24 protein-coding genes are annotated in these 22,206 nt (G+C 68.3%); 11 read left to right on the plus strand and 13 right to left on the minus strand.

The genetic code is table 11. From position 1 onward, the window contains the following. The first annotated feature begins 80 nt into the window (after positions 1-80). The 5 genes from ACWEOW_RS14260 (at position 81) to ACWEOW_RS14280 (ending at position 6,850) form a co-directional block, all read left to right on the plus strand. The gene (locus ACWEOW_RS14260; protein WP_452269867.1) at positions 81-4,439 is read left to right on the plus strand and encodes an nSTAND1 domain-containing NTPase; all 4,359 of its coding nucleotides are present in this window, start codon (positions 81-83) and stop codon (positions 4,437-4,439) included. Positions 4,440-4,600: 161 nt separating this feature from the next. After that, positions 4,601-4,951 carry a hypothetical protein gene (locus tag ACWEOW_RS14265; RefSeq protein WP_452269868.1) on the plus strand — a complete coding sequence of 117 codons (351 nt, stop codon included), beginning with the start codon at positions 4,601-4,603 and terminating at the stop codon, positions 4,949-4,951. A 203-nt stretch (positions 4,952-5,154) separates the two neighbouring features. After that, the gene (locus ACWEOW_RS14270; protein WP_452269869.1) at positions 5,155-5,355 is read left to right on the plus strand and encodes a hypothetical protein; all 201 of its coding nucleotides are present in this window, start codon (positions 5,155-5,157) and stop codon (positions 5,353-5,355) included. Between the two features lie 93 nt (positions 5,356-5,448). Continuing rightward, positions 5,449-5,862 (plus strand): VOC family protein, encoded by a 414-nt coding sequence (locus ACWEOW_RS14275; RefSeq protein WP_452269870.1) that lies wholly within the window; start codon positions 5,449-5,451, stop codon positions 5,860-5,862. A gap of 91 nt (positions 5,863-5,953) precedes the next feature. Further along, complete coding sequence (locus tag ACWEOW_RS14280) at positions 5,954-6,850, plus strand: alpha/beta fold hydrolase (protein WP_452269871.1); 897 nt, start codon at positions 5,954-5,956, stop codon at positions 6,848-6,850. Between the two features lie 5 nt (positions 6,851-6,855). On the opposite strand, the gene ACWEOW_RS14285 is transcribed toward ACWEOW_RS14280, so the two are convergent. The 5 genes from ACWEOW_RS14285 to ACWEOW_RS14305 all read right to left on the minus strand — a co-directional run bounded on the left by ACWEOW_RS14285 (position 6,856) and on the right by ACWEOW_RS14305 (position 9,254). Then, on the minus strand, positions 6,856-7,245 hold the full coding sequence (locus tag ACWEOW_RS14285; RefSeq protein ID WP_452269872.1) for a nitroreductase family deazaflavin-dependent oxidoreductase: 390 nt from the start codon (positions 7,243-7,245) through the stop codon (positions 6,856-6,858). A 167-nt stretch (positions 7,246-7,412) separates the two neighbouring features. Beyond that, the gene (locus ACWEOW_RS14290) at positions 7,413-7,682 is read right to left on the minus strand and encodes a dihydrofolate reductase family protein (RefSeq protein WP_452269873.1); all 270 of its coding nucleotides are present in this window, start codon (positions 7,680-7,682) and stop codon (positions 7,413-7,415) included. 302 nt (positions 7,683-7,984) lie between these two features. Then, positions 7,985-8,362, minus strand: a complete 378-nt coding sequence (locus ACWEOW_RS14295) for a DUF1801 domain-containing protein (RefSeq protein ID WP_452269874.1) — start codon at positions 8,360-8,362, stop codon at positions 7,985-7,987. A gap of 86 nt (positions 8,363-8,448) precedes the next feature. Beyond that, a complete protein-coding gene (locus ACWEOW_RS14300; protein WP_452269875.1) occupies positions 8,449-8,970 on the minus strand; it encodes a hypothetical protein in 522 nt (173 codons plus the stop codon). Between the two features lie 38 nt (positions 8,971-9,008). Beyond that, complete coding sequence (locus ACWEOW_RS14305) at positions 9,009-9,254, minus strand: hypothetical protein (protein ID WP_452269876.1); 246 nt, start codon at positions 9,252-9,254, stop codon at positions 9,009-9,011. A 163-nt stretch (positions 9,255-9,417) separates the two neighbouring features. Between ACWEOW_RS14305 and ACWEOW_RS14310 the strand changes: the two genes are divergently transcribed. Next, a complete protein-coding gene (locus ACWEOW_RS14310; protein WP_452269877.1) occupies positions 9,418-10,050 on the plus strand; it encodes a hypothetical protein in 633 nt (210 codons plus the stop codon). A 216-nt stretch (positions 10,051-10,266) separates the two neighbouring features. Continuing rightward, the gene (locus ACWEOW_RS14315) at positions 10,267-11,025 is read left to right on the plus strand and encodes an endonuclease/exonuclease/phosphatase family protein (protein ID WP_452269878.1); all 759 of its coding nucleotides are present in this window, start codon (positions 10,267-10,269) and stop codon (positions 11,023-11,025) included. A gap of 49 nt (positions 11,026-11,074) precedes the next feature. Here the strand turns inward: ACWEOW_RS14315 and ACWEOW_RS14320 are convergent, their stop codons facing one another. The 5 genes from ACWEOW_RS14320 to ACWEOW_RS14340 all read right to left on the minus strand — a co-directional run bounded on the left by ACWEOW_RS14320 (position 11,075) and on the right by ACWEOW_RS14340 (position 13,212). Further along, positions 11,075-11,473, minus strand: coding sequence for a nuclear transport factor 2 family protein (locus tag ACWEOW_RS14320; RefSeq protein ID WP_452269879.1), 399 nt, complete (start codon positions 11,471-11,473; stop codon positions 11,075-11,077). 124 nt (positions 11,474-11,597) lie between these two features. Continuing rightward, positions 11,598-11,912: a type II toxin-antitoxin system PemK/MazF family toxin gene (locus tag ACWEOW_RS14325; protein ID WP_452269880.1), complete on the minus strand. Its 315-nt coding sequence runs from the start codon at positions 11,910-11,912 to the stop codon at positions 11,598-11,600. Positions 11,913-11,915: 3 nt separating this feature from the next. Continuing rightward, positions 11,916-12,149 carry a YlcI/YnfO family protein gene (locus ACWEOW_RS14330; protein WP_452269881.1) on the minus strand — a complete coding sequence of 78 codons (234 nt, stop codon included), beginning with the start codon at positions 12,147-12,149 and terminating at the stop codon, positions 11,916-11,918. A 170-nt stretch (positions 12,150-12,319) separates the two neighbouring features. Beyond that, the gene (locus ACWEOW_RS14335) at positions 12,320-12,730 is read right to left on the minus strand and encodes a VOC family protein (RefSeq protein ID WP_452269882.1); all 411 of its coding nucleotides are present in this window, start codon (positions 12,728-12,730) and stop codon (positions 12,320-12,322) included. 101 nt (positions 12,731-12,831) lie between these two features. After that, a complete protein-coding gene (locus tag ACWEOW_RS14340) occupies positions 12,832-13,212 on the minus strand; it encodes a hypothetical protein (RefSeq protein WP_452269883.1) in 381 nt (126 codons plus the stop codon). Positions 13,213-13,667: 455 nt separating this feature from the next. Here ACWEOW_RS14340 and ACWEOW_RS14345 point away from each other — a divergent pair, with 455 nt between their 5' ends. Next, entirely contained in the window at positions 13,668-14,312 is a 645-nt protein-coding gene (locus ACWEOW_RS14345) for a hypothetical protein (protein ID WP_452269884.1), read from the plus strand. A gap of 93 nt (positions 14,313-14,405) precedes the next feature. Here ACWEOW_RS14345 and ACWEOW_RS14350 read toward each other — a convergent pair whose 3' ends face one another. Together ACWEOW_RS14350 and ACWEOW_RS14355 are read right to left on the minus strand one after the other, a co-directional pair. Beyond that, entirely contained in the window at positions 14,406-14,915 is a 510-nt protein-coding gene (locus ACWEOW_RS14350; protein ID WP_452269885.1) for a putative immunity protein, read from the minus strand. Positions 14,916-14,957: 42 nt separating this feature from the next. Further along, the gene (locus tag ACWEOW_RS14355) at positions 14,958-15,713 is read right to left on the minus strand and encodes a YciI family protein (RefSeq protein ID WP_452269886.1); all 756 of its coding nucleotides are present in this window, start codon (positions 15,711-15,713) and stop codon (positions 14,958-14,960) included. 196 nt (positions 15,714-15,909) lie between these two features. Here ACWEOW_RS14355 and ACWEOW_RS14360 point away from each other — a divergent pair, with 196 nt between their 5' ends. Both ACWEOW_RS14360 and ACWEOW_RS14365 read left to right on the plus strand, forming a co-directional pair. Continuing rightward, entirely contained in the window at positions 15,910-16,386 is a 477-nt protein-coding gene (locus tag ACWEOW_RS14360) for a dihydrofolate reductase family protein (protein WP_452269887.1), read from the plus strand. A gap of 254 nt (positions 16,387-16,640) precedes the next feature. After that, complete coding sequence (locus tag ACWEOW_RS14365) at positions 16,641-17,405, plus strand: SDR family NAD(P)-dependent oxidoreductase (RefSeq protein ID WP_452269888.1); 765 nt, start codon at positions 16,641-16,643, stop codon at positions 17,403-17,405. Positions 17,406-17,469: 64 nt separating this feature from the next. Here ACWEOW_RS14365 and mraY read toward each other — a convergent pair whose 3' ends face one another. Then, a complete protein-coding gene (gene mraY / locus ACWEOW_RS14370) occupies positions 17,470-18,555 on the minus strand; it encodes a phospho-N-acetylmuramoyl-pentapeptide-transferase (protein ID WP_452269889.1) in 1,086 nt (361 codons plus the stop codon). A gap of 450 nt (positions 18,556-19,005) precedes the next feature. On the opposite strand from mraY, the gene ACWEOW_RS14375 reads away from it, so the two are divergent. Next, complete coding sequence (locus ACWEOW_RS14375; protein WP_452269890.1) at positions 19,006-22,083, plus strand: M14 family zinc carboxypeptidase; 3,078 nt, start codon at positions 19,006-19,008, stop codon at positions 22,081-22,083. Positions 22,084-22,206 lie beyond the last annotated feature (123 nt).

The raw sequence follows: 22,206 nt of genomic DNA on the forward strand, positions 1-22,206 counted from the left end.
CTCCCTGCGGGTGTCGCTGGCTTCGGGGCGGATTCGCGATGTCGATCTCGGCGGAGGCAGCCCGAGGCTATATTCCGATTGTGTGGTGCGGCGCGCTCGGCCCGCTGGTCGTCAAGCGCGCTGACGGGTCGATCGTCAGCGTCGGTGGGTGGGCGCGCCGACTGCTGTTCGGCGCCCTCCTGAGTCGCGCCGGTCGGACGGTCAGCCCGGACGTCCTGATCGATGACGTCTGGGGCATCGCTCCGCCGCGCAGTGCGGCAAAGACGCTGCAGAGTCACGTCGTCCGGCTGCGACACGATCTCGGTCGCGACGAGTCGGACGCGATCCTGGTCACCGAACGGACCGGCTACCGGCTCGTTCTGGGCCCGGACGACTTCGACGTGACGCAGTTCGAGATGCGGGTCAGCGACGCGCTCGTGGCGCAGGCCGCGGCAGATCTGGAGCGCGCGCTTGCCGGGCTCGACGAAGCACTCGTCCTGTGGCGTGGCGAGGCGTACGAGGAGTTCGCCGACGCGCCGTTCTCGGTCGGTGAGCGGTTGCGCCTGTTCGAGCTGCGCGCGGACGCCCAAGAACACCGCACGGACATCGCCTTTGCGCTCGGTCAGTCGAGCGAGCTCGTCTCCGACCTCGAGAAGCGGCTGGCGGCGGCGCCGTATCGGGAGCGCGGCTGGGAGCAGCTGATCGTCGCGCTCTATCGCGCCGGCCGACAGGCAGACGCGCTCGGCGCCTACCGCCGGGCCAGCACGGTGCTCGCGGAGGATCTCGGCATCGACCCGGGGCCCGGTTTGCGTGAGCTCGAGATGCGGATCCTGCGTCAGGACCTGGACCTGCTCGGACCGCTTCCACCACGCGCTCCGGTCCTGCTCGCACCCAAGCGCGACGTGTGCCCGTACCGCGGTCTGGCGAGCTACACCGATGCGGACAGCGAGCTGTTCGTCGGGCGCGAGCGGTTGACCGCGGAGCTCGTCGGCCGTCTCGCGGACAGCCACCTCGTCGTCGTTGTCGGTGCCAGCGGCACGGGCAAGTCGTCCGCGCTGCGCGCCGGGCTGGTCGCCGCATTGCGGGCCGGCGCCCTTCCTGGGTCGGCATCGTGGCGCTCGGCGGTGGTCACGCCGGTGGATGACCTGGCGGCCGTGCTCACGGCTGAGCTGGATCTCGTCGTGCTCGACCAGGCGGAGGAGCTGTTCACCCGGTTGTCCGTGCTGGAGCGGCGGGTCGCCGTCGATCGGCTCGAGCAGTTCGTCGCCGTCGGCGGCCGGGCGGTCCTCGCGTTGCGGGGCGACTTCTACGGGCGGCTCGCCGAGCTGCAGCGGCTCGCACGGCATGCCCAGGCCGGCACGGTTCTCGTGGGACCGCTGCGTGAGGACGAGCTGCGTCGCGTCGTCATCGAGCCCGCGCGGCGGGTCGGGCTGCAGGTCGAGGAAGCGCTGGTGGACAGGGTCCTCGACGACGTCGCCGGGCAGCCGGCAGCCTTGCCGATGTTGTCTGCGGCCCTCGTCCGGACCTGGGAGAACCGGGCCGGGGATGCCCTCACGCTGGAGGGATACCAGCGTGGCGGCGGGGTCGCATCCGCCGTGGAGGCGACCGCCGAGGAGGTCTACCTGCATCTTGACGAGACCGAGCGCACCCACGCCCGCCGGCTGCTCGTCAGACTTGCCGGGCGTGAGGGTGACACGTGGATCCGCAGGCCGATGCGCCGCGGCGACGTGCCGCCCGACGCGGACACGGCCAGCGTCCTGACGGCGCTCGCGGCGGCCCGGCTGGTGACGATCACCGAGGCACGGGTCGAGATCACCCACGATGCGCTGCTCGCACACTGGCCGCGGCTGCGAGGATGGCTGGAAGAGCGGGTCCTGGCAGCTGCGCTGCTCGACCATCTCGACGTCGCCTCGCGAGCGTGGCACAACGCCGCCCGGCCATCGACCGACCTGTACCGCGGGGCGAGGCTCCAGGCCGCCTTGGAGTGGCGTGTCGGACACCCGGATGACGTCTCCAGTGCCGAGGGGGAGTTCCTCGACGCGTCCGAGGCGGCGGCCGATGCGGAGCTCACGGCGGTCCGCGACCAGGTGAAGCGCGAGGCCCGGGGGCGGCGCCGTTTGCGCGCCGTCGCAGTCGGGCTCGCTGCCATGGTCGCCCTCGCGGCCGTCGGTGTCGGCGTCGCGCTGCACGAGCGCGCCTCCGCCGACGAGTCCGCCGCGAGTGCGCTGTCCGCGGCGCTCACGGCGGACAGCCGCCGGCTGGCCGCGCTGTCTCTCACGGCGCCGGACATCGCGACGTCCAGCCTCCTGGCCGCGGCGTCCTACCGCCTCCAGGACTCCACGGACTCCCGCGGTGCGCTGCTGTCTGCAGTCGAGCGCAACGAGTCGGCGCTGTGGCGGATCCAGATCGACCATCGGCCACAAGCCGTCGTGGCAACGCCGGACGGCACCCGCGTCGCGGTGCTCGACAACCGGCGCCACGTCCACATCATCGAGACGGCGACCCGCCACCAGGTCGCGGAGTTCAGCTTGCACGCCTTCCTGATGTCGGGCCTCACCCCCGACGGCAGGCAGATCATCACGTACGGGCCCGATCGAAACGAGGATGACAACGGCCGGCTCTCGATCGTGGACGTCGCCACAGGTCGCCGCGTACGGGTGCTCACGACGGCCGGCGCTCTGGATCCGGCGTTGTCGGCGGACGGTCGTTGGTTGGTCCAGGTCACGTCCCATAAGGTCTCGGGTGGCGTCGTGGTCGACGTGTTCGACGCCAGGGACTGGACCGCCCGGCCGAGGCAGTTCGCTGTTCCGCAGGGTGCCGAGGTCGTGGCCGCCGGCCGGTCGTCGTTGGCCGTCGGGGGGGCGGACGGGTCGGTCGAGGTGCGCAGGTGGGTTGACCTTCGGCCGATAGCTCACGTTCCAGCGACGCTGCCGCCGGGGGCCGACAGCGAGCCGCTTTTCGCCATGTCGCCGGACGGGTCCCATGTGGCAGTCCAGGACAGGTCGGACGGGCGCCGGATAGACATCGTTCGCGTGAGCGGCGCGGGCCCCGCACGGACGACGCTCCCGACTCAGGCCCAGGACGTCGGCATCTTCGGCTTCTCGCCGGACGGCGCCGAGCTGGCGGTGACGGGGCTCGGCGGCGCAGTTGCCGTGTACCGGACCACCGACGGTGCGCAGGTCGAGTCCCTGGCCGGACATTCCGGTCCGTCATACGGCCTGGCCTGGACGGGAACGACCACGCCGACGGGCCTCTACACCGTCGGCCTGGACAGCAACCTGGTGTCCTGGAGCATCAGCTCGATCCCGCGGCTCGTGACCGAGTCGGGCCCCGACATCTCGACGCCTGATCGCGGTGAGACGTTCGGCCATTTCGTCCTCGGCATGACGCCACAAGAAGGCTCGGTTCCGGAGTCGAAGCTGAACCTCTATCGGGCGGACCTGTCGAGCGGCACCTGGGAGCAGTGGTCGCCGAACCTGCCGGACAGCGAGTACATCAACCAGTTCGTGGGCAGCGCTGACGGCACGATCGGCCTACTGTCGGTTGGGGACGGGACGCAGCACAACCTCATACAGATCTGGGACCTGGTGCGCCACGCACGGGTGGGTGAGCTGGACCTGCCCCGGCAGACCGGCATACCCCTCGATCTCATGGCGGCGATCGCGCCGGATGGGCGAACCGCGTACTGCACCCTCGACGCAACCCAGATCGGCGTGTTCGCGCTCCCGTCCGGGAAGTACCTGCGCAGCTTCGACGTGCATTTCGCACCACCCGACGGCGACCGGATCCTTGCCGACCCGTGGCGCTTCGACCCGGCAGGACGGCTGCTGGTCGGCGGGATCGACACCGGCCCCCACGCGCAGAACGGCCCCGATGCCTTGGGTCCGAACGACACGCGGCCCCCCAACCAGCGGCTCCTGCTGCTCGATCCACGCACCGGGCAGACGCTGTCGCAGATCAGCATGGGCGACAACCGCGGGCCCACCGTGAGCGAGTGGTCGCCAGATGGCAGGTACCTGGCCGTGGGCACGTACGACGGGACCCTGACTCTGTACGACGCGGCGAGCCTCAGCGTCGTCGCGAGCCCCGGACCGGTCGAACCCGGGTCCTTGCGAACGGCGATGTTCGCGCCCGACGGCCGCACCCTCGTCACATCCGGATCCAGCGGGTCCATCAGCTTCTGGGACGTGCCGAGCCTGCACCGGGTCGCTGCGCCGTTCTCGGTCAGTGTCGCCGACGCCAGCAGCGGCGTCCTGGCGTTCTACGCACCGGACAGCGACGTCGTCGGTTTCGCCGCGGACGTCTCGAAGCCGACCACCGACCTGCAGCGCTGGTTCAACCTCCGCGCCACGCCGGACGACCTCATCCGGACTGCGTGCGCGCTCGCGGGCGCCGACATCACGCAGGCCGAGTGGCAGCGCGACGTCGGCGACCGTCCTTACCAACACGTCTGTACCTAGCCGTCGGCGAGGCTCCGACCTGCGGCAACCGCGGCGTCAGTCGTGCTGTAACCAGGGCTGCAACCAGGGCTGCAACCGGGGCTTCAACCGTGCTGCAACCGCCACCTCACAGTCTGTGCGCATGCCGGCCGCCAGGCCGGTGCCACACAGGAGGTGGACTCATGTACACGGTGAACAAGATCCAGAGCCACTCGCTTCGAGGTCGCAGGCTGGGAGTTGTGGCAGCAGCAGTCCTGTCCGCTGCCGCATGTATGCCGGCCGTCAGTTCAGCCCACACCAACCCTGGGGGGTCGGTTGGGGCTGCGAGCGGCGACCACGCCGTCGAGCATCGGCTTCTCAGCTACCTCGACGCCCACTTCGGCCTTGCCGGCAGCGCCAACGCCGTCGAACATCGGTCTCTCAGCCACCTCGACGCCGCCGGCAGTGCCAACGCCGTCGAGCATCGGTTCCTCACCTACCTCGACGCCGGCCGCGGCGTTGCCGGCAGCGCCAACGCGGCGGAGCGCAGCTGACGCGACGACCGGCCAACGCGGCTCGTGGGCGCCCTGACGCGTGTCCGCCCGAGCCGGTCCGGCGCTACGGTCCGGAACTACGGTCCGGCGCCAGGGCCCGGCGCGGGGCCCGGCATGGTGCTGGCGTCCTGGTCGTGCGATCGTGGGTCGATGGCAGACCAGTGGCCGAGTTGTGGGGATTGTGGCCCGAACGAGGTCGGCCGATGACCTACTTCTGGACCGGCATCTGCGTGCTGCTCGTGGTCGGTATCGGTCTGATCGTGTGGGGTTCTCTGTCGGGGCCGGGACGGTCTGGTCGCGACGTCTCGGCGCGGCGGACCAGGGAGTCGCAGGTCGGAGCACTGTTCGTGGTCGTGTCGCTGGGCGCTTTGGTGATCGCCTACCTCACGGCCCGTTGGCCCTAGGCCGTGGCCTCGGTGACGCAGGTCGGCGTCCAGGGCCTGCGCGTCTGCCCGCGCGGCGGCATACTCCATCACGCAGATCGAGAGGACGGCCCCATGAGAACACTGCACGTCGGGCTCCGGGTCACGGATCTGGAGCGTTCGCTCGCGTTCTACATCGCCCTTGGCTACACCGTGGTTGGGACCGTGCCCGAGACGGAGCTCGGAAGCCTGACGATGCTCAAGCTCCCGGGTGACGAGTTCGTGGCCCTCGAGCTCGTCCATAGTCCCGACAGCGGCCCGATCCATCCTCAGGGGCTCAGCCACCTCGTCATCAAGGTCGAGTCCATGACCGCCGCCGTCGCTGATCTCGCCGCCGAGGGAGTCACTGCTGAACCGCCCAGCTCGCCCGATGGCTCGCAGGACTTCTGGACGTCCTGGGTCACCGACCCCGACGGCTATCGCATCGAGCTGGTGCAATGGCCCGCAGGTCATTCCGACGGCATGAGCGAATCCGACTTTCCCGGATAGGCGCCGCCACGCAGCGCGGACGAGGGGTCGCACGGCATACGCGACCCCTGTTCGGGCGTGGGTCTCGAGAGTCACGCTCTAGCGTGGATGAATGGCTGACACCTCTGCCGGAGCCTCGGCGCGGACGGTGACGACACCCGACGGGCGCGCCCTCGACGTGCTCGACTCGGGCGGAGACGGGCTGGCGCTTCTCTACCACTCCGGGACACCCGGGGGCGCGGTGCCCTGGCCCGCCGGGATCGAGGCCGCGCGCAGGTTTGAACTGCGCTGGGTGACCTACAGCCGCCCGGGCTACGGATCGAGCACGCCGAAGCCGGGACGAACCGTCGCGGACGCTGCGGCGGACAGCGCCACGGTCCTCGACGCCCTGGGGATCGGCGACTTCGTGTCCTTGGGCTGGTCAGGAGGCGGACCCCACGCTCTCGCCTGCGCGGCGCTGCTGCCGGATCGGTGCCTGGGGGTTGCGACCATCGCCGGCGCGGCTCCCTCCGACGAACCCGACCTGGACTTCCTCTCCAGGATGGCTGAGGACAACGTCGAGGAGTTCACCCTGGCGTCGAGGGGACGCGAGGTGCTCGCCCCGGCCATCGACGAGATGGCGCAGTCCTATCGCAGCGTCACCGGGGAGCAGATCGTCGAGGCGCTCGGCGGACTGCTCAGCCCACCCGACATTGCGGCCCTCGAGGGACCACTCGCCGACTACATCGCGGCCATGGCGCGTGAGGCGGTCAGGGCCGGCTGCGACGGCTGGGTCGAGGACGACCTTGCCTTCTGCGAACCGTGGGCCTTCGACCTGGCGTCCATCACGGTGCCAGTGGCCGTCTGGCAGGGCAGTGAAGACCTCATGGTGCCGTGGAGCCACGGTGAGTGGCTGGCCGCGCACGTGCCTGGCGCCCGGCCGCACCTGCTCCACGGGGTGGGCCACATCTCGTTGGTGGCCAGGCTGGACGAGGTGCTCGAGGATCTCGTCCAGCACCAACGGCGTTAGCCGCCCTACCCGCCCGCCTGGTCGGCGGGGTCGCCGACGGACAACACGATGAGCGGGCTGTGCCGGAGCATGTCCGCCACATCCGTGCGACGCCAACGCCTGGCGGCCGCCTCGATGAAGGGTCGGCGTTCGTCAGGGTCAGTGACGACTCGGGCGGTCGCCGGCACGTCGACAACGACCGTCTTCTTCAGGTGAATCACCACGCGAGGATCAGCTTCGATGTTGTAGATCCAGTCACGCGTCCGGTCGGCCCGGGGCATCCCGGTGATGAACAGCTGGTCGTCGTCGTGGTGCAGGAAGATCTCGATGCGCCGTTGTTGTCCGGTCCGTCGGCCAGTGGTCGTCAGGTCGATGATCTGACTGTGGTTCAAGGCAGCCCGGGTGGATTCACTCATAGAGCGGGCAGGGTCCATGGCGCGATCCTCTCGACTGAACCGACCTGGTCCACCCTACGGCGAGCGGCGGGCCATGCGCCCGGATGCGGCGCCAGGTCGCCGGGTCCGCGGGCTCGGGGCGTGCATGTCTCGGTCGGGCCGCCTCGCGTCCGGTACGAGCGGTGGGGCTAGTTGTCCTTGAGGACGGGGTAGCGCAGGTGGGTCACGCCTACGCCAGCGACAACGGTCGGGTTGCCGAGCCTGGCGGGCGTGGCGGTGAGGTGGTCGAAGAGTCGCACCCCGGATCCCAGCAGAACGGCAGCGATGTCGACGTGGATCTGATCGAGCAGGCCGGCATTGAGGCACTGCGCAATGGTGTCGGCACCGTGGACTCCGACGGACTTTCCCGCTGCGGCGGCCTTCGCCTGCCGCACGGCACTCTCGATGCCGTCCGTCACGAAATGGACCGTCGAGTCGGGTCGTGGCCACCCGGCCGGAACCTCGTGAGCGAGGACGAATGCCGGTCCCACGCGTGGTTTCCGCCCCACCCTTGTGCGACCTCGAAAGTGCGGCGACCCGTGAGCACGGCACCAAGTCCTGACGTCAGGGCGCGAAGGTGCTGGGCGCTCGGTTCGGGGTCTCATTGAGGCGACGAACGGCGATGCCCCGATCGGACATCTGTCACGCGGCTGAGTCGTCCGTGGAGTGCTCGACCGCGCAACGGCCAGGGGTTCGCGGCGTCTCGGGATCGATCCAGGTGTCAGGCGTTCAGGCGCACCGCCTCGCGAACCAGTGCCTTCACAGCAGCCACCGGCAGCCGCTCACCCTCGCGGAAGTCGATGGCGCGGACGCTCTTGCTGTCGAGGCGCGCGTTGAAGAGCTGCTTCGGGTCCTTCAGCTGGGCTCCCTTCGGGAACGTCAGCCGCACGGCATTCTTGAGCATCTCGCCGATACAGACAATGCCGTCGGCGGACCACACCGGCACCCCCTCCGGCCTCGAAGGCTTCCTCCACTTCACATCCTCATTGATGGCCGGGTCGGCGGCCAGGACTACCTCACGGACGCGTGACAACAGCTCGCCTCTCCAGTCGTCGGCCTTGCTGATGATGGCATCGACTTCCTCAGCAGTACGTCCCACCACATGAACCCCGTTCCTTTCGCGACGACGTGTCGCTAGATCATGGCTCGAAGTGTCTCGCTCGAGCTGGACAGCGGCTCGCGCTTTCAGCGTTCGAGCGGCTCCACGCGGAAGCGACCGGACTCCTCGACGACGAGCACGCCCTCGCCCTTGCCCAACGGGTGGACGAGGTATGCCGTGAGCCCGAGGACCGCCGCCTCGTTCGTCGGGCTGTGGCCGGCAACGAGTGCCCGCTCGCCGTCCTCGAGCCAGTCGACGACGCGTCGCAGGGCCGCCCCGAGCAGCATGGACTCCTTCTCGACGAGGTCAGGGTCGATCGCGCGCATCGCTTCGAGGTCAGCCCCCTTGCCGGCCGCTTTGGCAGCCTCGCGCCAGCGGTCCTCCACCGCGGAGCGCAGGCTGGGGTCCTCGGTGATCGGCTCGCCTTCCTGTCCGGCGGCCCGGCGCAAGATCTCGAGCATCTCGGTGCAACGGGCTGCGCCCGTCGAGACGTATGCCGCATACGGCGGGTGAAGGCGTTCGCTGATCCTCTCGGCGTCGCGAACACCCTGTGCTGTCAGGTGATCCCCGTCGTTGTCGGTGTGTCGGAGCAGTTCGACATAACGCATGCTCCCAGTCTGCTCGCCTGGAGCCGGCCAGCGCGCGATCAGGGCTCGATGACCTCCTGACCCATGGGATGCTCGGCGGCCGGGTGCTCCACCAACGCGAGCACGCGGCTGGACATGAACCGTGCCGTGCGAACCGGAGTCCCGCCACGAGTCACCTCGGTGACCTCGACGATGCCCCGGCTCGTGTTGATCTCCACCCGACGGCCGTTGCGGGAGGCCTCGATCGTGTACGTGCGGACCTCGCCACCGGCATCGATGACGATCTCCACTCGATCTCCACGCACCCGCTCACGGTAACGCGGACATCCGACAGTGGCGCGGGCCCGCTCCCGGACTCCGGGTGGCCGGACGAGCACTGACAGCGCCGGGAGGTGGGCGTCATGCCCGGACGCATGCGGGCGCGTATCAGGAGGCGGCGTCAGCCCGTCAGGTATCGAGGAGGCGTCGATGGACAACCTATGGAGCGCTCTTGAGAGCCTCGCCACCGCGACGGCCGTCGTGCTTGCGCTTGTGACCTTCATCTTCTCAAATCGACGGGATAAGGCGATCCGGCGTGCAGATCTGGTGCGGGCGTATACATCCGACTTTTACGCCGACGAGAACGTCGTGAAGCTCTTCAGTGACCTTGACTACGACCGGTTCCGGTTCGCTGCCACGGACCAATGGTTGGGCACTGGTGCCGAGTCCACGCTCGTCCGCATGCTGGATATCTTCAACAGCCTTGGTCACAACGCGCGTCATGGCGTCATCGGTCTGTCCGACATCCACGGAACAACCATCGGCTATGCGGTACTTCGCGCCTATGACTCGGCTGAGGTGGTGCGGTATCTGGAGTATGTCCGACAGTGGGATCATGAACACCTAGGGACGGCCGTGCCCTTCCAGTTCTTCCAAGAACTAGCCATGGAGCTGCGGACTGTATCGGCCCGAACGAGGCGGCTCAACCGGTTGCTCCCAGCCGTGCTCGAGCCTGGGGAACGATCATCGTTGCCCGGCAAGAAGGCGGAGTCAGGCCGCAAGGGCAGCACAGAACGCATTGTGGCTGCGGCTCGTCCCCACGTCGGGGACGGTCACGAATGAGCTCCGGTCGCGAGTTGGTCGACCCTGCCGGCGCGAAGAGGGGCGGGCGCGTTCGTCGATTGCGCACCGCGCAGATGCCGGGTTGTATGAGTGGCTGTGCGGGTTCGACTCGTCCGCGGCCCCCAGCGGGCCGCTGCCGTCGCGTGCCTCATCGCGGTCTCCGTCCTTGGTCTCGCGGCTTGCGCCGCTGGTCGCGTGGCGAGCGAGGGAACCAGCATGAGCCAGCCGTCGACCGGCTCGGTAGAGACGATCGTGCGCGTGTTGCAGATGAACCTCTGCAACAGCGGGCGCGCCAGGTGCTACACCGGCGGGCGTGCCGTCAGCACGGCGGTGGCACTCGTCCACCAGCTTCGGCCGGACATGATCAGCCTCAACGAGATTTGCAGCGATGACATACGCGTCCTGAAGCAGGCGATGTCGGTCGCCCACCTCGCTGCCGCCGTCGTCTCGGCGTTCACGTCCGCGAAGGATCGCCCCAGCCATACCCCGGTCCGGTGTCAGAACGGCCAGGAGTTCGGCGACGGCGTCGTGGTTGCGGTTTCGTCCCCTGCGCGGGACGCCCGCAGCTACAGCGGTGTCTACCCGGTGCAGGACCCCGCCGACCCAGAGGAACGCGTCTGGGTGTGCATCGATCTTGAACGGCGGTTCGCTGCTTGCACCACACACACGGCCAGCGCCGACACAACCGTCGCGCTTGAACAGTGCCGATACCTGCTGACATCAGCGGTGCCCAGGATCACCCTCCGCTACGGTGGCGAACCGGTCATCCTCGGCGCAGACCTCAACCTCGCGGCTCTCGGTTCACCCAGCCCACAGTCATGCCTCCCTGACGGCTACCAGCGCACCGACGACGCCGGTCTTCAGAATGTTGTGGTGAGTCCGGGTATCGGGGTGCGATCGCACTCGGTGATCGACATGCAGGGCACCACTGATCACCCCGGATTGCTGGTCGACCTTTCGCTTTCCCGTCATTGATGGCGGCCGAATCCGCCATCCGCCCGGATTTGCCTCAGTCCGCGCGCGCTCATGCGGTCACGGTGTCCCCGTGGCGGTGGACCACCCTCCACTCGCCCTCCTCGCGGCGGTACACCTGCGTGGCTCGCAAGGTGTAGGTGCGCGGCTGGCCGTCGACGGAGGCGCAGGTGTGCTCCAGGCCGGCCGTATAGGCCATGTCGCCCACGACGTCATAAGCCTGCAGCTCGAACGCGTAGGACGTGCAGTCGGAGAAGGACCTGCCCAGAGCACTGAAGAGCTCGTCCAGCTGGCCCTGTCCGTGGGCGTTGCTCCACGCACCCAAGACGCTCACAGGCTCCCTGCGGGACCAGAGCGCCCGGCGCGGGGCGGGGTCACCGTTGTGCAGGGAGAGCTCCGCTTGGTAGAGGGTTGTCCTCACCCAGGCGAGAAAGTCGTCACGATCGCTCACCCATGCAGCATGCTCCGGATGCAGGGCTTTGGCAGGTAATCGCTGATGATGCGCCGCAGGCCCGCTGCGTCGCACGAGTCGCTCGTGCCGATGAGATTGCCACTCCGCCCGCGTGCTTCGCATGTCATTCGAGAAGCCGCACCTCGAGGTCGAAGGCCAGAACCACAGCGCGCGCGAGCTCGACCTCCTGCTCGGCTTTGAGGTACCCCATCGTGCGGCCGAGCAAGTCCACGGGAACAGTCACGAGGTTGTCCAGCGCGATGGCGCAGTCGTGATCCAGTCCGTTGTCCGGCCCGACCCGGACCTCGCTCGACAATCCCTTGATGGTCGTCGTGATCGGCGCCACCGTCACTTTCGTCATCGCGCCCCGGGCGGCCTCTCGGGTCAGCACGAGCGCCGGGCGAGTCTTGTCGAGGCGAACCAGGCAGATCTCCCGCACCGATCAGTCCTCGACCACGACGTGAGCGCCGGTCCACCTCACAAGGTCGTCCAGGTCATCATCCGATCCGTGACGCCGAAGGATCTGCGCGTCCTGATCGGCAGCCTGCCGCCGCATCTCGCGCTCCACGGCAGCTGCAACGAGGGCAGCCCGGCTAGCCGCTCTCCCGGTGGCAACGCTGCGGTCGAGGAATGCCACCATCTCATCGGGAAGTCGGACAGCGATCTGCGTGCTCACGCAACCATCATACCGCCATGAATCCCATAATGGGATGCATCGCACATGCCGCGATCCGCTCGCCCGCCGCCGCGAGGGCCGCCAGGTTGTCCACATCCGAACGGCCGCCGGCGACGACCTCTCTCGCGACGCTCGCTCTGCGTCGCAGAGACAGCTCCGTGAGCCACGCTCTACTCGCTCTTGGGCCAGATGGGGCCCCGGTCGGTCCAGGTGACACCCTTGTTGTGACAGAGGCAGAACGGGTGGCCGACGGGGTCGGCGTATACGCGCCAGCCGTAGCCGTCTGGGCCGATGGAGTCCTGCTGCAGGGTCGCGCCGAGCGCAAGGACGCGGCTCTGTTCGGCCTCGATGTCGTCGACCTCGAAGTCGAGATGGAACTGCTTGGGGTGCTCACCGTCGGGCCACTGCGGGGCGCGGTAGTCCTCCACGCGGGTGAAGGCCAGCTCGATCTCGCCGAACCGTATGCCGGCCCAGTTGCCGTGGCTGCCCCCCTTGATGGGGCGACCTGTCACCTCTGAATAGAAGGCTGCCAGCCTCATCGTGTCCGGGCAGTCGATGATGAAATCGGTGAGTTGCAGCACCCGGCGATCCTGCCACAGGCAATCTTGAAGGCCAGTCTCTGTCGGCGGCGTCAAGTCGACCCTGGCTGCCTACGCCGGCGCGGCATCGGCACGCCGTTGTGTCAGCCGGTGATGTCCCCGGTGCTGGCGTCGCTGGACTCCCGCCAGACCCCGTGGTCACCGCCGTCGTAGACGAGCGAGAACTGCCGCACGTGAAGGGCCTGGAAGCCGCCGGAGAAGAAGAGGTACCCGGGTCCGCGGTGCAGGGCGCAGCTGCCGTCCTGTGTGCAGCCGAGGTCGAAGTCGCCGACGAACCCCGACAGCGGCACGACCGGCGCCCAGTCGCCGGTGAAGACGGCCCAGTCGGTGCCGTCGTCGGTGCCGGTGACGCCGGCGCTGACCGTGCCGGTCAGGTTCGGGCTGACTCTGGCGAAGGACCGGAACGTGCCGTGGAAGTCGCGCCGGATGCAGAAGTGGTTGGTGCCGACCTGCCAGACCCTCACCCGGATGCCGTCGCGGCCCTGATGCCCGGCCCCTGGTGAGGACGTGCATCATCGGATGCCTCGATTCGGGCACAGGTGGGCGGGATGCCCGCCCAAAGAATGGTGATGACGCGATTGATCGTACGACTCGCGCCAGCACCGCGGAATCGCGCGACAGCCTGATCCGTACTCAACGGTCAGGCGCGCCCATAATGTCCTGTCAGCGGTTGGTCGCTGCTGTTCTTGGCGCGTATCAGACATGGGTAGAAGAACGCGCATTCCGAGTCCGCCCACATCACGCGTGGCAGTCCAGCCGCTGAACGAAATGTCATCCTTTATCACAACGAGCGACGCGAATTGAGCAGTAGTACTTCGCTCGAAGAGGGCGGAAACGCGCGCGAATTGTCCCTTCCGAAGCCGTTGCGGGGGAGGACCCTGTCAAGAGGGAGCACCGCTCGGATGACGGGAAGAAAGCCATGCGTGGAATCGAGCGACGCAGCGGACGCATCGTCAAGACAGTCCTCAGGGCACTCTCCGTGGGTACACTCGCGATCCCGGCGATGGCTGGGCTGGCCCAGGCGGCTCCGACGACCCCCGTACCTGTGTGCGCCGGAGCGAAGGATCTGGTCGTCGACGTGACACAAGACGTGCGGAACCAGCCGTTGGTGCCCGCTCGAGACGGCCACATGTGGGCCAGCTTCGACTACACCCAGCATCTGCGCATCTGGGCGGTGGGCGTCCAGCAGTACTGCGTCCGCAAGGACTTCGAGGGCACGTGGGTGAGCCTCGCCGGAGCCAGCCCCAGCCTTACCGGCACCATCAGCGAGGGAGTCACAGGGACGTTCACCGGCACGGAGTACTGGGAATGGACCGAAATGCTCTCACCCACCGCCCCGACATCGGGCTACCTCGGCGTGGTCAACGCTGACTGCACGGCGGTGGACGTGTGTGCAGACGACAGCTTCCTGATCGTCAATACGTACTACTTCCCCGTAGAGGGGTACCGGCACTGCTCGCTGGTGCGCTCGATCCTGGATGTCGACGGCGGCGATCACGGGCGTATCAGCCTCAGCTACGACGGAGGCCGCAGGTTCACCGTCACGGGTGACATCACCGGCTGACACTGGGCGCCATCACTCGACACGGTGCGAGGGACGGTGTGAGATCAGCGTCTACCGCCGGTGCACAGACTCGCCGTGCGATCTCGGCCGTCGTCAGTCGTCGAAAACTGACCAGCAGATGGCGTTGCGGCGGACCTGGTCCTCGAGGACGAGCGCTCTGATCTGTTCGGGGAGCTGGTCGCGCTGCCAGTCACGTTCCCGCCGTCCCGCGTCGCTGTCGCTCGGATCCGCTGCCTGAACGGACTTGATCGCGTAGGCGGCTGCGCCGAGATCGTGCTCGGCGACATGCCCCACGCAGGCGGCCTGGCCGGCGGCGTACGCGGCGAACCGTGCCGCTCCTCGCACCGGCCGCGCAGCACCCATCGCGTGTCCGCCGCGAGCTCGGGCTTCCATCATCTTCATCTCGCCGCGGGCCCAGGCGCGCGCCGCATCGATCGCGGCGCGAGGGCGCAGATCCGACGGTTGGTCCGCCTCGAAGAGATCCAGCACGTGCTCGGCACACGCGGCGGCCCACAGCGCCAGCAGCTGGTGGTCTGCGTCGCTGAGCAACCCGCCACGACGGATCGTGATCAAGCGCCGGTCCCGGACCTTCGGCAGGATCATGCGTCGCAGCTTGCCAGTCCTCGATGCGGTATCTCGTCCGTCTCAGTCGGGACGCCCACCAAACTGCCACTGGTGCACCTCGACCCCCGAATATGGGTGGGCGGAGAGGACTTCCCGCGCGCTGTCTTGGTCCGGCGCCTCGAGCAGAACGGCCGCCCCCAGCACCCACGAGCCGTCGTCGGACAAGAGCAGCCCACTGGCGATGAGCTCGTCGCGATGGGGTAGGCCGACGACGTCACCAACGGGTTCCAGGGTGAAGCCGAGGACGAGGTAGCGGTTGTATTCAGGTCGGCCACCATTGAACTCCCACATCGTGCGACCTAGACAGTCGTGCCATCGTCTCAGGAGCACGTCGCGGTAGGCACCAGCCTGGTAACCGGGCTCATCAAAGGCAAACGCGCGGGCCGCTGTCGGATCCGGCAGGTCCAGGATGTGCACGCTGCCGGTCAGAGTTCCGTCACTGGTGAACGTGGGCCCGCGGGCGATCATCGTCGCGGCGAACTGATCCATGTACGACCAGTGCTGCTCCACCATCCGCTCACGCAGGGGCGTCGATCCAGGGCGGTCGCGGTGGTAGCAGAAGAACTCCATGACTCCAGAGTCTCTGAGCCCCTCTGCCGGGGCAATGCAGTTGCCACAGGCCCGCTCGTCGCCAGGTGACTGAATCCCAGTGAGGTGAGTAGGTCCAGGCCACACTTCCCGGCCAACAGGACTGAACAAACGCTCAGGGCCCCCGCTAGGTGCAGCTCGCGGCATACGGCTGCGCTGTTGGACATCCATAGTGCCCGCACGACACATTGGGCTGACGGCCCGTCGGGTGCCGTATGCCGTATGTCGTGGACGCGAAGGTGAGGTGCGTGGTGAGGCTGGTCGTACAGGAGTTCCTCACGCTCGACGGTGTGTCTCAGGGGCCGGGGTCACCAGACGAAGACACGAGCGACGGCTTCGAGCTGGGCGGCTGGTTCGCGCCGTACGTCGACGAGGTGTTCTCGAGATGGTCGGGGGCTGGCTGGGCGAAGCGGACGGTCTGCTGCTCGGTCGCCGTACCTATGAGAACTTCGCGCGGGACTGGCCGCGGATGGGCGACCATCCGTTCGGCGGCATCATGAACGCCCTGCCGAAGTACGTCGCGTCCCGTGGCTCGACCACGGCAGAGTGGAACCCGACCACGGTCCTGTCGGGCGACATCGCTTCGCAAGTGGTCGAGCTGAAGCGACAACCGGGCCGGGAGCTGCAGGTTCACGGCAGCGCGAGGCTGGCTCAGTCGCTCCTGGCGGCCGGACTGGTCGATGCATTGCGGCTCGTGATCGCCCCGGTGGTTCTTGGCCAGGGCCGACGCCTCTTTCCAGAAGGTGGCGCGCCCGCCGGCCTACAGCTCGTCAACCATCAGACGACACCGGGCGGGCTGTCGGTGCACACCTTCGACTACAGGGGAATGCCGGAGTTCGCGACCTACGGACCTGAGGCGTAGGCGCACTGGGCCCGCCGAGGCAGAGCCGGGCGCGGCGATCGGCGCCTTCGGCACCCATCCGCTGCAGCGCCCCGTGAGTCAACGTCCCCACGTCAGCAGCTGGCTACCCACACGGGGTACCTTGCGTAGACGTGCCGTTCACCAGCGAAGGAGCCACCGACGATGGTGCGAGCCGAGCCGCCGCGGAAAGACGCTCACCGGCGTGACGCCGGGGTGCGGCGATGCTGCGAGTCCGCCCGGCGATTGGTTCGCCGATGATCGCGTCACGACGCTTCGAGGGCGCGCGCGCCCTCATCACCGGTGCGGGGCAAGGCATCGGTCTGGCCTGTGCCGTAAGACTCGCGGCTGAGGGCGCCCGGGTCGCCGTCAGCGACCTCGACCTGAACAAGGCCAGGTCAGCCGCCGACAGCCTGCCTGAGTCAGCCGGCCGGCTGGCCTTGAGGATGGACGTCACGGACCGCGCCAGCGTGGATGCGGGTGTCGCCCAGGCCGCGGACGAGCTCGGCGGTTTGGACGTCGACGTCTACGTGGCTGGGGGAGATCTTCCACATGGCGTCTTCGAGGAGATCACCGACGAGACCTGGTCAGCGGTGGTGGAGCTCAACCTGATCAGCGTGGCACGCGTATGCCGTGCCGCGATCCCGTTCCTGCGCCGCAGCACTCGGGGTCCGGCGATCGTGACGATCAGCTCGATCAACGGTCAGGTCGCGCTGGGCAGCGAGCCGTACTCCTCGGCGAAGGGTGGCCTGACCTCACTGACGGCGAACCTCGCCCGGCACCTGGCTGCGGACGGGGTGCGTGTCAACGCCGTCGCTCCCGGCACCATCAGGACCCCGGTCTGGGACTCTCAGGAGGGCGGTGCCGAAAGCATGTTGCCCCTGTACCCTCTGGGCCGGGTCGGTGAGCCGAGCGACGTGGCGGCCGCGGTCGCGTTCCTCGCGTCGGACGACGCAGCGTGGATCACCGGCCACGTCCTGCCGGTGGACGGCGGGCTCCTGTTGGCCCGTCCGGCCGTATAGCCAGGACCTCGAGTGGGGAAGGTGTGACCGGCCCGGGCTAGCGACGAGCGAAAGTGCTTGCGGTTCAGGCGAGCCAAGCGGCATAGAAGATCCCGAGCCCGGTCGCGGCGAAGGTCCCCGCGATGATCCAGAAGCGGACCACCACCGTGACCTCAGGCCACCCCGCGTGCTCGAAGTGATGGTGGATAGGGGCGATCCGGAAGATCCGATGACCCGTGCCGGTGAGTCGCTTGGTCAGCCTGAAGTACGTCATCTGCAGGATCACCGACAGCGTCTCGAGCACGAACAGGCCCGCGATCACCGCCATGAGCAGCTCCGTGCGAGTCATGATCGCCAGCCCGGCCAGGGCGCCCCCGATCGCGAGGGAGCCGACATCGCCCATGATGATCCGGGCCGGATTGGCGTTCCACCACAGGAAACCGACGCAGGCCGCGGCGATGGCGGTGGCGAACACCGCGAGATCGAGAGGGTCGCGCACCTGGTAGCACTGCGATGACACGACGTTGGGTCGCGACGAGCCGCAGAGCTGGTTGCTCTGCCAGATGTTCACCAGGATGTAGGCGCCGAAGATGATCACCGAGGCGCCGGCGAGCAGCCCGTCGGCGCCATCGGTGAGGTTGGCCCCGTTGGAGGTTGCGGTGACGATGAACCAGATCACGAGCAGGACCGCGACCAGGGGCAGCTTGATCCCCCAGTCCTGCGTGGTGGACAGGTACTGCGACGCGGGCCTGACCCCACGCTCGTCGGCGAAGAACTGCGTGGCCAGCACTCCGAAGACGAGCGCGACCAGCGTCTGACCGGCCATCTTGGCGCGACTGCTCAGCCCCTGGTTGTGCTGGGTGTAGACCTTGATGAAGTCGTCGAGGAACCCCACCACCCCGCAGCCGAAGAACAACAGCATCAGCAGCCACGCGCTGGCGCTCGGCCACGCGCCGGTCAAGACCGTTGCCGCCAGATATGCCGCGATGGCCGTCAGCACGATCACCAGACCGCCCATGGTCGGCGTACCGCGCTTGACATGGTGCGTCGTCGGCCCGTCGTCCCTGATCGGCTGCCCGAAGCCGTGCCGGGTGAACCACCTGGCAGCGAACCGCGTCCCCAGCAGGGAGCAGACCGTCGCCAGCCCGGCGCTCAGGAGTATCGCGCGCATGAAGTCCGGCCCCTCTCGGGCATCCGAATGGTCCCGGTCCCTTCGAGGCGAGCTGGGAATCGTGTCGCCGCCCAGTGTGGCGTAGCGGGCTCGACGAGTCGGTCAAGCCACACCGGCCGGCGGCAATGGCGTTGGAGCACAACCGTCGACCATCTGGCGGATTGTTGTGGGCTGCGTCGCCGTTGGGGCGCGACAAGTGAGCATCCAGCCGATTTGTTGCGCGCACGACCATGGCGCCGCCGATGCGTCTCTCGACAACCGACCCTGTGGCGGAAGGTTGCGGTCGGTGGCCCGCTCGGGCCTCCACAGGTGAGCAGGTGGTCGATGGTTGCGGGACCGCGCCAGAAATTCACTGCCGCATTCGAGTGGTCGACAGGTGCGTGTGGTGGGACTGTGTTCTGATCCAACTCACAGCAAACATTGAGCGAGGATCCAATGAAGGCTCCACGAATGCTCTCCATCGCTGTCGCCGCCGCCGTCGCGCTCTTCGTCGCCGCGCCCACCCAGGCCGCCCCCGGAGCGGGCGCGAGCCAGGACGCCGGGTCCGTCGACCGCGGGCCGATCGACGCGTACACAGCGACGGTGACGCCCGCGCAGCGTGGCCAGCTGGCCAGGCTCGGACAGGACCTGTCCGAACAGGACCAGGGGTCGGACAAGGTCAGCGTCTACCTGACCCCGACGCAGGCGGCCCAGGTGCGCAAGCTCGGCATCAACGTCCAGCTGACCAAGCTCAAGGGCGGCAAGACCGTCCGCGAGTTCGCCGCCGACCAGGCCCTCAACGGCTACACCGTCTGGCGGTCGTACGACGAGGCGGGCGGCATCCGGGACCAGCTGTACGCGGCAGCCGCGAACAACCCCTCGGTCACCAAGCTCGTCCGTCTGGGGACGACCGGGCAAGGACGCGAGATCCTCGCCCTGCGGATCACCCAGGGCGCCCGCGGCCTGCCCGACGGGAGCCGGCCGGCGGTGCTCTTCAGCGCGACCCAGCATGCGCGTGAGTGGATCTCGACCGAGGTCGACCGCCGGCTCATGAACTACTACCTCGACAAGTGGCGCGCCAACGACCCGCAGGTCAAGTCGCTCCTGCAGCGCACCGAGCTCTGGTTCGTCCTCGTCGCCAACCCCGACGGCTACCAGTACACGTTCGACCACGAGCGTCTGTGGCGAAAGAACCTGCGGGACAACAACGGTGACGGCAAGACCACCGTCGGCGACGGCGTCGACCCGAACCGCAACTATCCGAACCGCTGGGGCTACGACAACGAGGGCTCGAGCAACATCACCTCCAGCGAGACGTACCGCGGCACGTCCGCAGGCTCGGAGCCGGAGACCGTCGCCCTCAAGGGCCTGCTCGACCGCGTCCGGCCCACGTTCCAGGTCAACTGGCACTCTGCCGGGCAGTGGCTGCTCTACCCCGAGGGCTGGCAGACGGGCACGGCCACGGCCGACGACCCGATCTACTACGCGCTCGCGGGCAACCTCGACAACCCGGCGATCCCGGGCTTCCAGCCGGGCCTCTCGTCCGACGTCCTCTACGTGACCAACGGCGAGACGAACGGGTACGCCCACACCTCCACCGGCACCCTCGCGTGGACGCCAGAGCTGTCCCCGGGCTGTGACGGCTGTGGCTTCGTGTTCCCCGACGACCCGGCGCTCGTCGAGCAGGAGTTCCAGCGGGTGCTGCCCTTCGCGAGCTCCGTCGCCCGATCGGCCGTCGATCCGGCGAACCCCCTCTCGACCGTCGGCATCGCGACGAAGCCCTTCTACATCGACAGCGACGACCCGTACAAGCGGGGCGTCCCGGGCGCTCAGCTCAGCTTCCGGTACTCGTACGGCGACCCGCAGCCGGTCGCGGTCAACGCCAAGCGCAGTCTCGGCGCCGTCACGGTGAAGTACCGCATCAATGGTGGGCCGGTGCATTCCGCGCCGACGTCCGAGTGGGCTGGTGGCGAGAAGTACACGCCGGCGGCGGTGTACTACCACCAGATGCGCGGCGTGGTCACCGGCACCTCGCCCGGTGACAGCGTCGAAGTGTGGTTCGAAGGCGGCGGTGCGAGGAGCGACTCGTTCACGTACCAGGCCGTCTCGGAGACCGGTCGCCGAGTGCTCGTCGTCGCAGCCGAGGACTACACGGGCGCGTCGCCCGTGCAGACCCCCGGACCGCACTACGCGAGCGCGTACGTCGACGCCCTGGCCGCGAACGGCATACCGGCAGATGTCTACGACACCGACGCGCGTGGACGCATCGCCCCTGACGCACTCGGGGTGCTCAGTCACTACGACGCGGTGGTCACCGAGACCGGCGACGACATCGTGACGCGGCGGGCGGGCACGGGCGCGGGCAACGCCGACCGGCTGGCTCTCGACCAGCTCTATGAGCTGCGCGCCTACCTCAACGAAGGCGGCAAGGTGCTCCTGGGCGGCAACGACGCGGTGCGCCAGTACTCGGGCGTGGCGGGCAACCAGCTCTATGACCCCAAGGGCGAGATCCAGTGCAACCCGCTCCCGGCTAACACCGACCCGAGGCGATGCCTCAACCTGATCGGCTCGGGTGACAACATCAACGACGTCATGCAGTACGTCTTCGGCGCCTACAGCGGGATCCGAGGGGACGGGATCGACGAGAACGGCGCTCCCTTCGACTCCGTCGGGACCGGCGACCCGTTCAGCGGGCTCACGTGGAGCCTCGACGGCGCCAACCAGACCGGCGCCTGGTCCTTCCTCGCGACGAGCGGTGCGCTGCCCCCGGCGACCTACCCGCAGTTCACGAGCGCCCCGTCGTCGCGGTGGAACAAGCCGGGCGGTCCGTTCGAGCCGCACTCCGGCGCGAAGTACATCTACTCGCAGGTCGCCGACGTGTCGTACAAGCGGTTCACGAAGGAGATCGCGGTGCCCGCCGGTGGCGGACAGCTGTCCTTCTGGACCTCGTACAGCACCGAGGAGCACTGGGACCACCTCTTCGTCGAGGCGCGTACACCGAGTGGTGACAACTGGACGACGTTGCCCGACGTCAACGGCGCCACGACGACAGATCCCGGTGACAGCTGTCCCGCTGGCTGGCGCGACCTGCACCCCCAGCTCGACCACTACCAGACCCTCACGGGCAACACCTGCACGCCCACCGGCACCACCGGCGCGTGGAACGCGGCATCGGGAAGCTCGAACGGGTGGCGTCAGTGGACGGTCGACCTCGGGGCGTATGCCGGCAAGACCGTCGAGATCTCGATCAGCTATGCGAGCGACTGGGCAACCCAGGGCGTCGGCGTCTTCCTGGACGACGTGACCTACCCGGATGGCACGTCGGAGTCGTTCGAGAGTGGTCTCGGCGGCTGGGTCGCGGGCCCGGCCCCGGCCGGCAGCTCGGACAACGCCAACACGTGGGAGCGGATCGACAGCAGCGGCTTCCCGGTCGGCAACTCGATCACGACGCCGGACACGATCCTGCTCGGCTTCGGTCTCGAGGGCGTGAGCACCGCCGAGAAGAGGGCTGAGCTGATGGGGGCGGCCATGGGCCACCTGCTCAGCTGACCGGACGGCATACGCCCGGCGGAGGGCTGGCGGGGGAGACCCCGCCAGCCCTGTGGTGCCAAAGGCACAGCTGGGCGGGCACTTGGCACCACATGACCCGCGACGGGCGCCGACCGTTCTAGA

It is taken from the genome of Monashia sp. NPDC004114, from assembly GCF_053603855.1.

Bases quoted from the DNA above. Each gene is read 5' to 3' on its own strand.
- ACWEOW_RS14270 (WP_452269869.1), top strand. From the start codon at position 5,155: ATGACCTACTTCTGGACCGGCATCTGCGTGCTGCTCGTGGTCGGTATC.
- ACWEOW_RS14275 (WP_452269870.1), top strand. From the start codon at position 5,449: ATGAGAACACTGCACGTCGGGCTCCGGGTCACGGATCTGGAGCGTTCG.
- ACWEOW_RS14375 (WP_452269890.1), top strand. From the start codon at position 19,006: ATGCTCTCCATCGCTGTCGCCGCCGCCGTCGCGCTCTTCGTCGCCGCG.
- ACWEOW_RS14285 (WP_452269872.1), bottom strand. From the start codon at position 7,245: ATGAGTGAATCCACCCGGGCTGCCTTGAACCACAGTCAGATCATCGAC.
- ACWEOW_RS14345 (WP_452269884.1), top strand. From the start codon at position 13,668: ATGCGTGGAATCGAGCGACGCAGCGGACGCATCGTCAAGACAGTCCTC.
- ACWEOW_RS14280 (WP_452269871.1), top strand. From the start codon at position 5,954: ATGGCTGACACCTCTGCCGGAGCCTCGGCGCGGACGGTGACGACACCC.
- ACWEOW_RS14315 (WP_452269878.1), top strand. From the start codon at position 10,267: ATGAGCCAGCCGTCGACCGGCTCGGTAGAGACGATCGTGCGCGTGTTG.
- ACWEOW_RS14360 (WP_452269887.1), top strand. From the start codon at position 15,910: ATGGTCGGGGGCTGGCTGGGCGAAGCGGACGGTCTGCTGCTCGGTCGC.
- ACWEOW_RS14310 (WP_452269877.1), top strand. From the start codon at position 9,418: ATGGACAACCTATGGAGCGCTCTTGAGAGCCTCGCCACCGCGACGGCC.
- ACWEOW_RS14365 (WP_452269888.1), top strand. From the start codon at position 16,641: ATGATCGCGTCACGACGCTTCGAGGGCGCGCGCGCCCTCATCACCGGT.
- ACWEOW_RS14300 (WP_452269875.1), bottom strand. From the start codon at position 8,970: ATGCGTTATGTCGAACTGCTCCGACACACCGACAACGACGGGGATCAC.
- ACWEOW_RS14265 (WP_452269868.1), top strand. From the start codon at position 4,601: ATGTACACGGTGAACAAGATCCAGAGCCACTCGCTTCGAGGTCGCAGG.
- ACWEOW_RS14355 (WP_452269886.1), bottom strand. From the start codon at position 15,713: ATGTGTCGTGCGGGCACTATGGATGTCCAACAGCGCAGCCGTATGCCG.
- mraY (WP_452269889.1), bottom strand. From the start codon at position 18,555: ATGCGCGCGATACTCCTGAGCGCCGGGCTGGCGACGGTCTGCTCCCTG.
- ACWEOW_RS14350 (WP_452269885.1), bottom strand. From the start codon at position 14,915: ATGATCCTGCCGAAGGTCCGGGACCGGCGCTTGATCACGATCCGTCGT.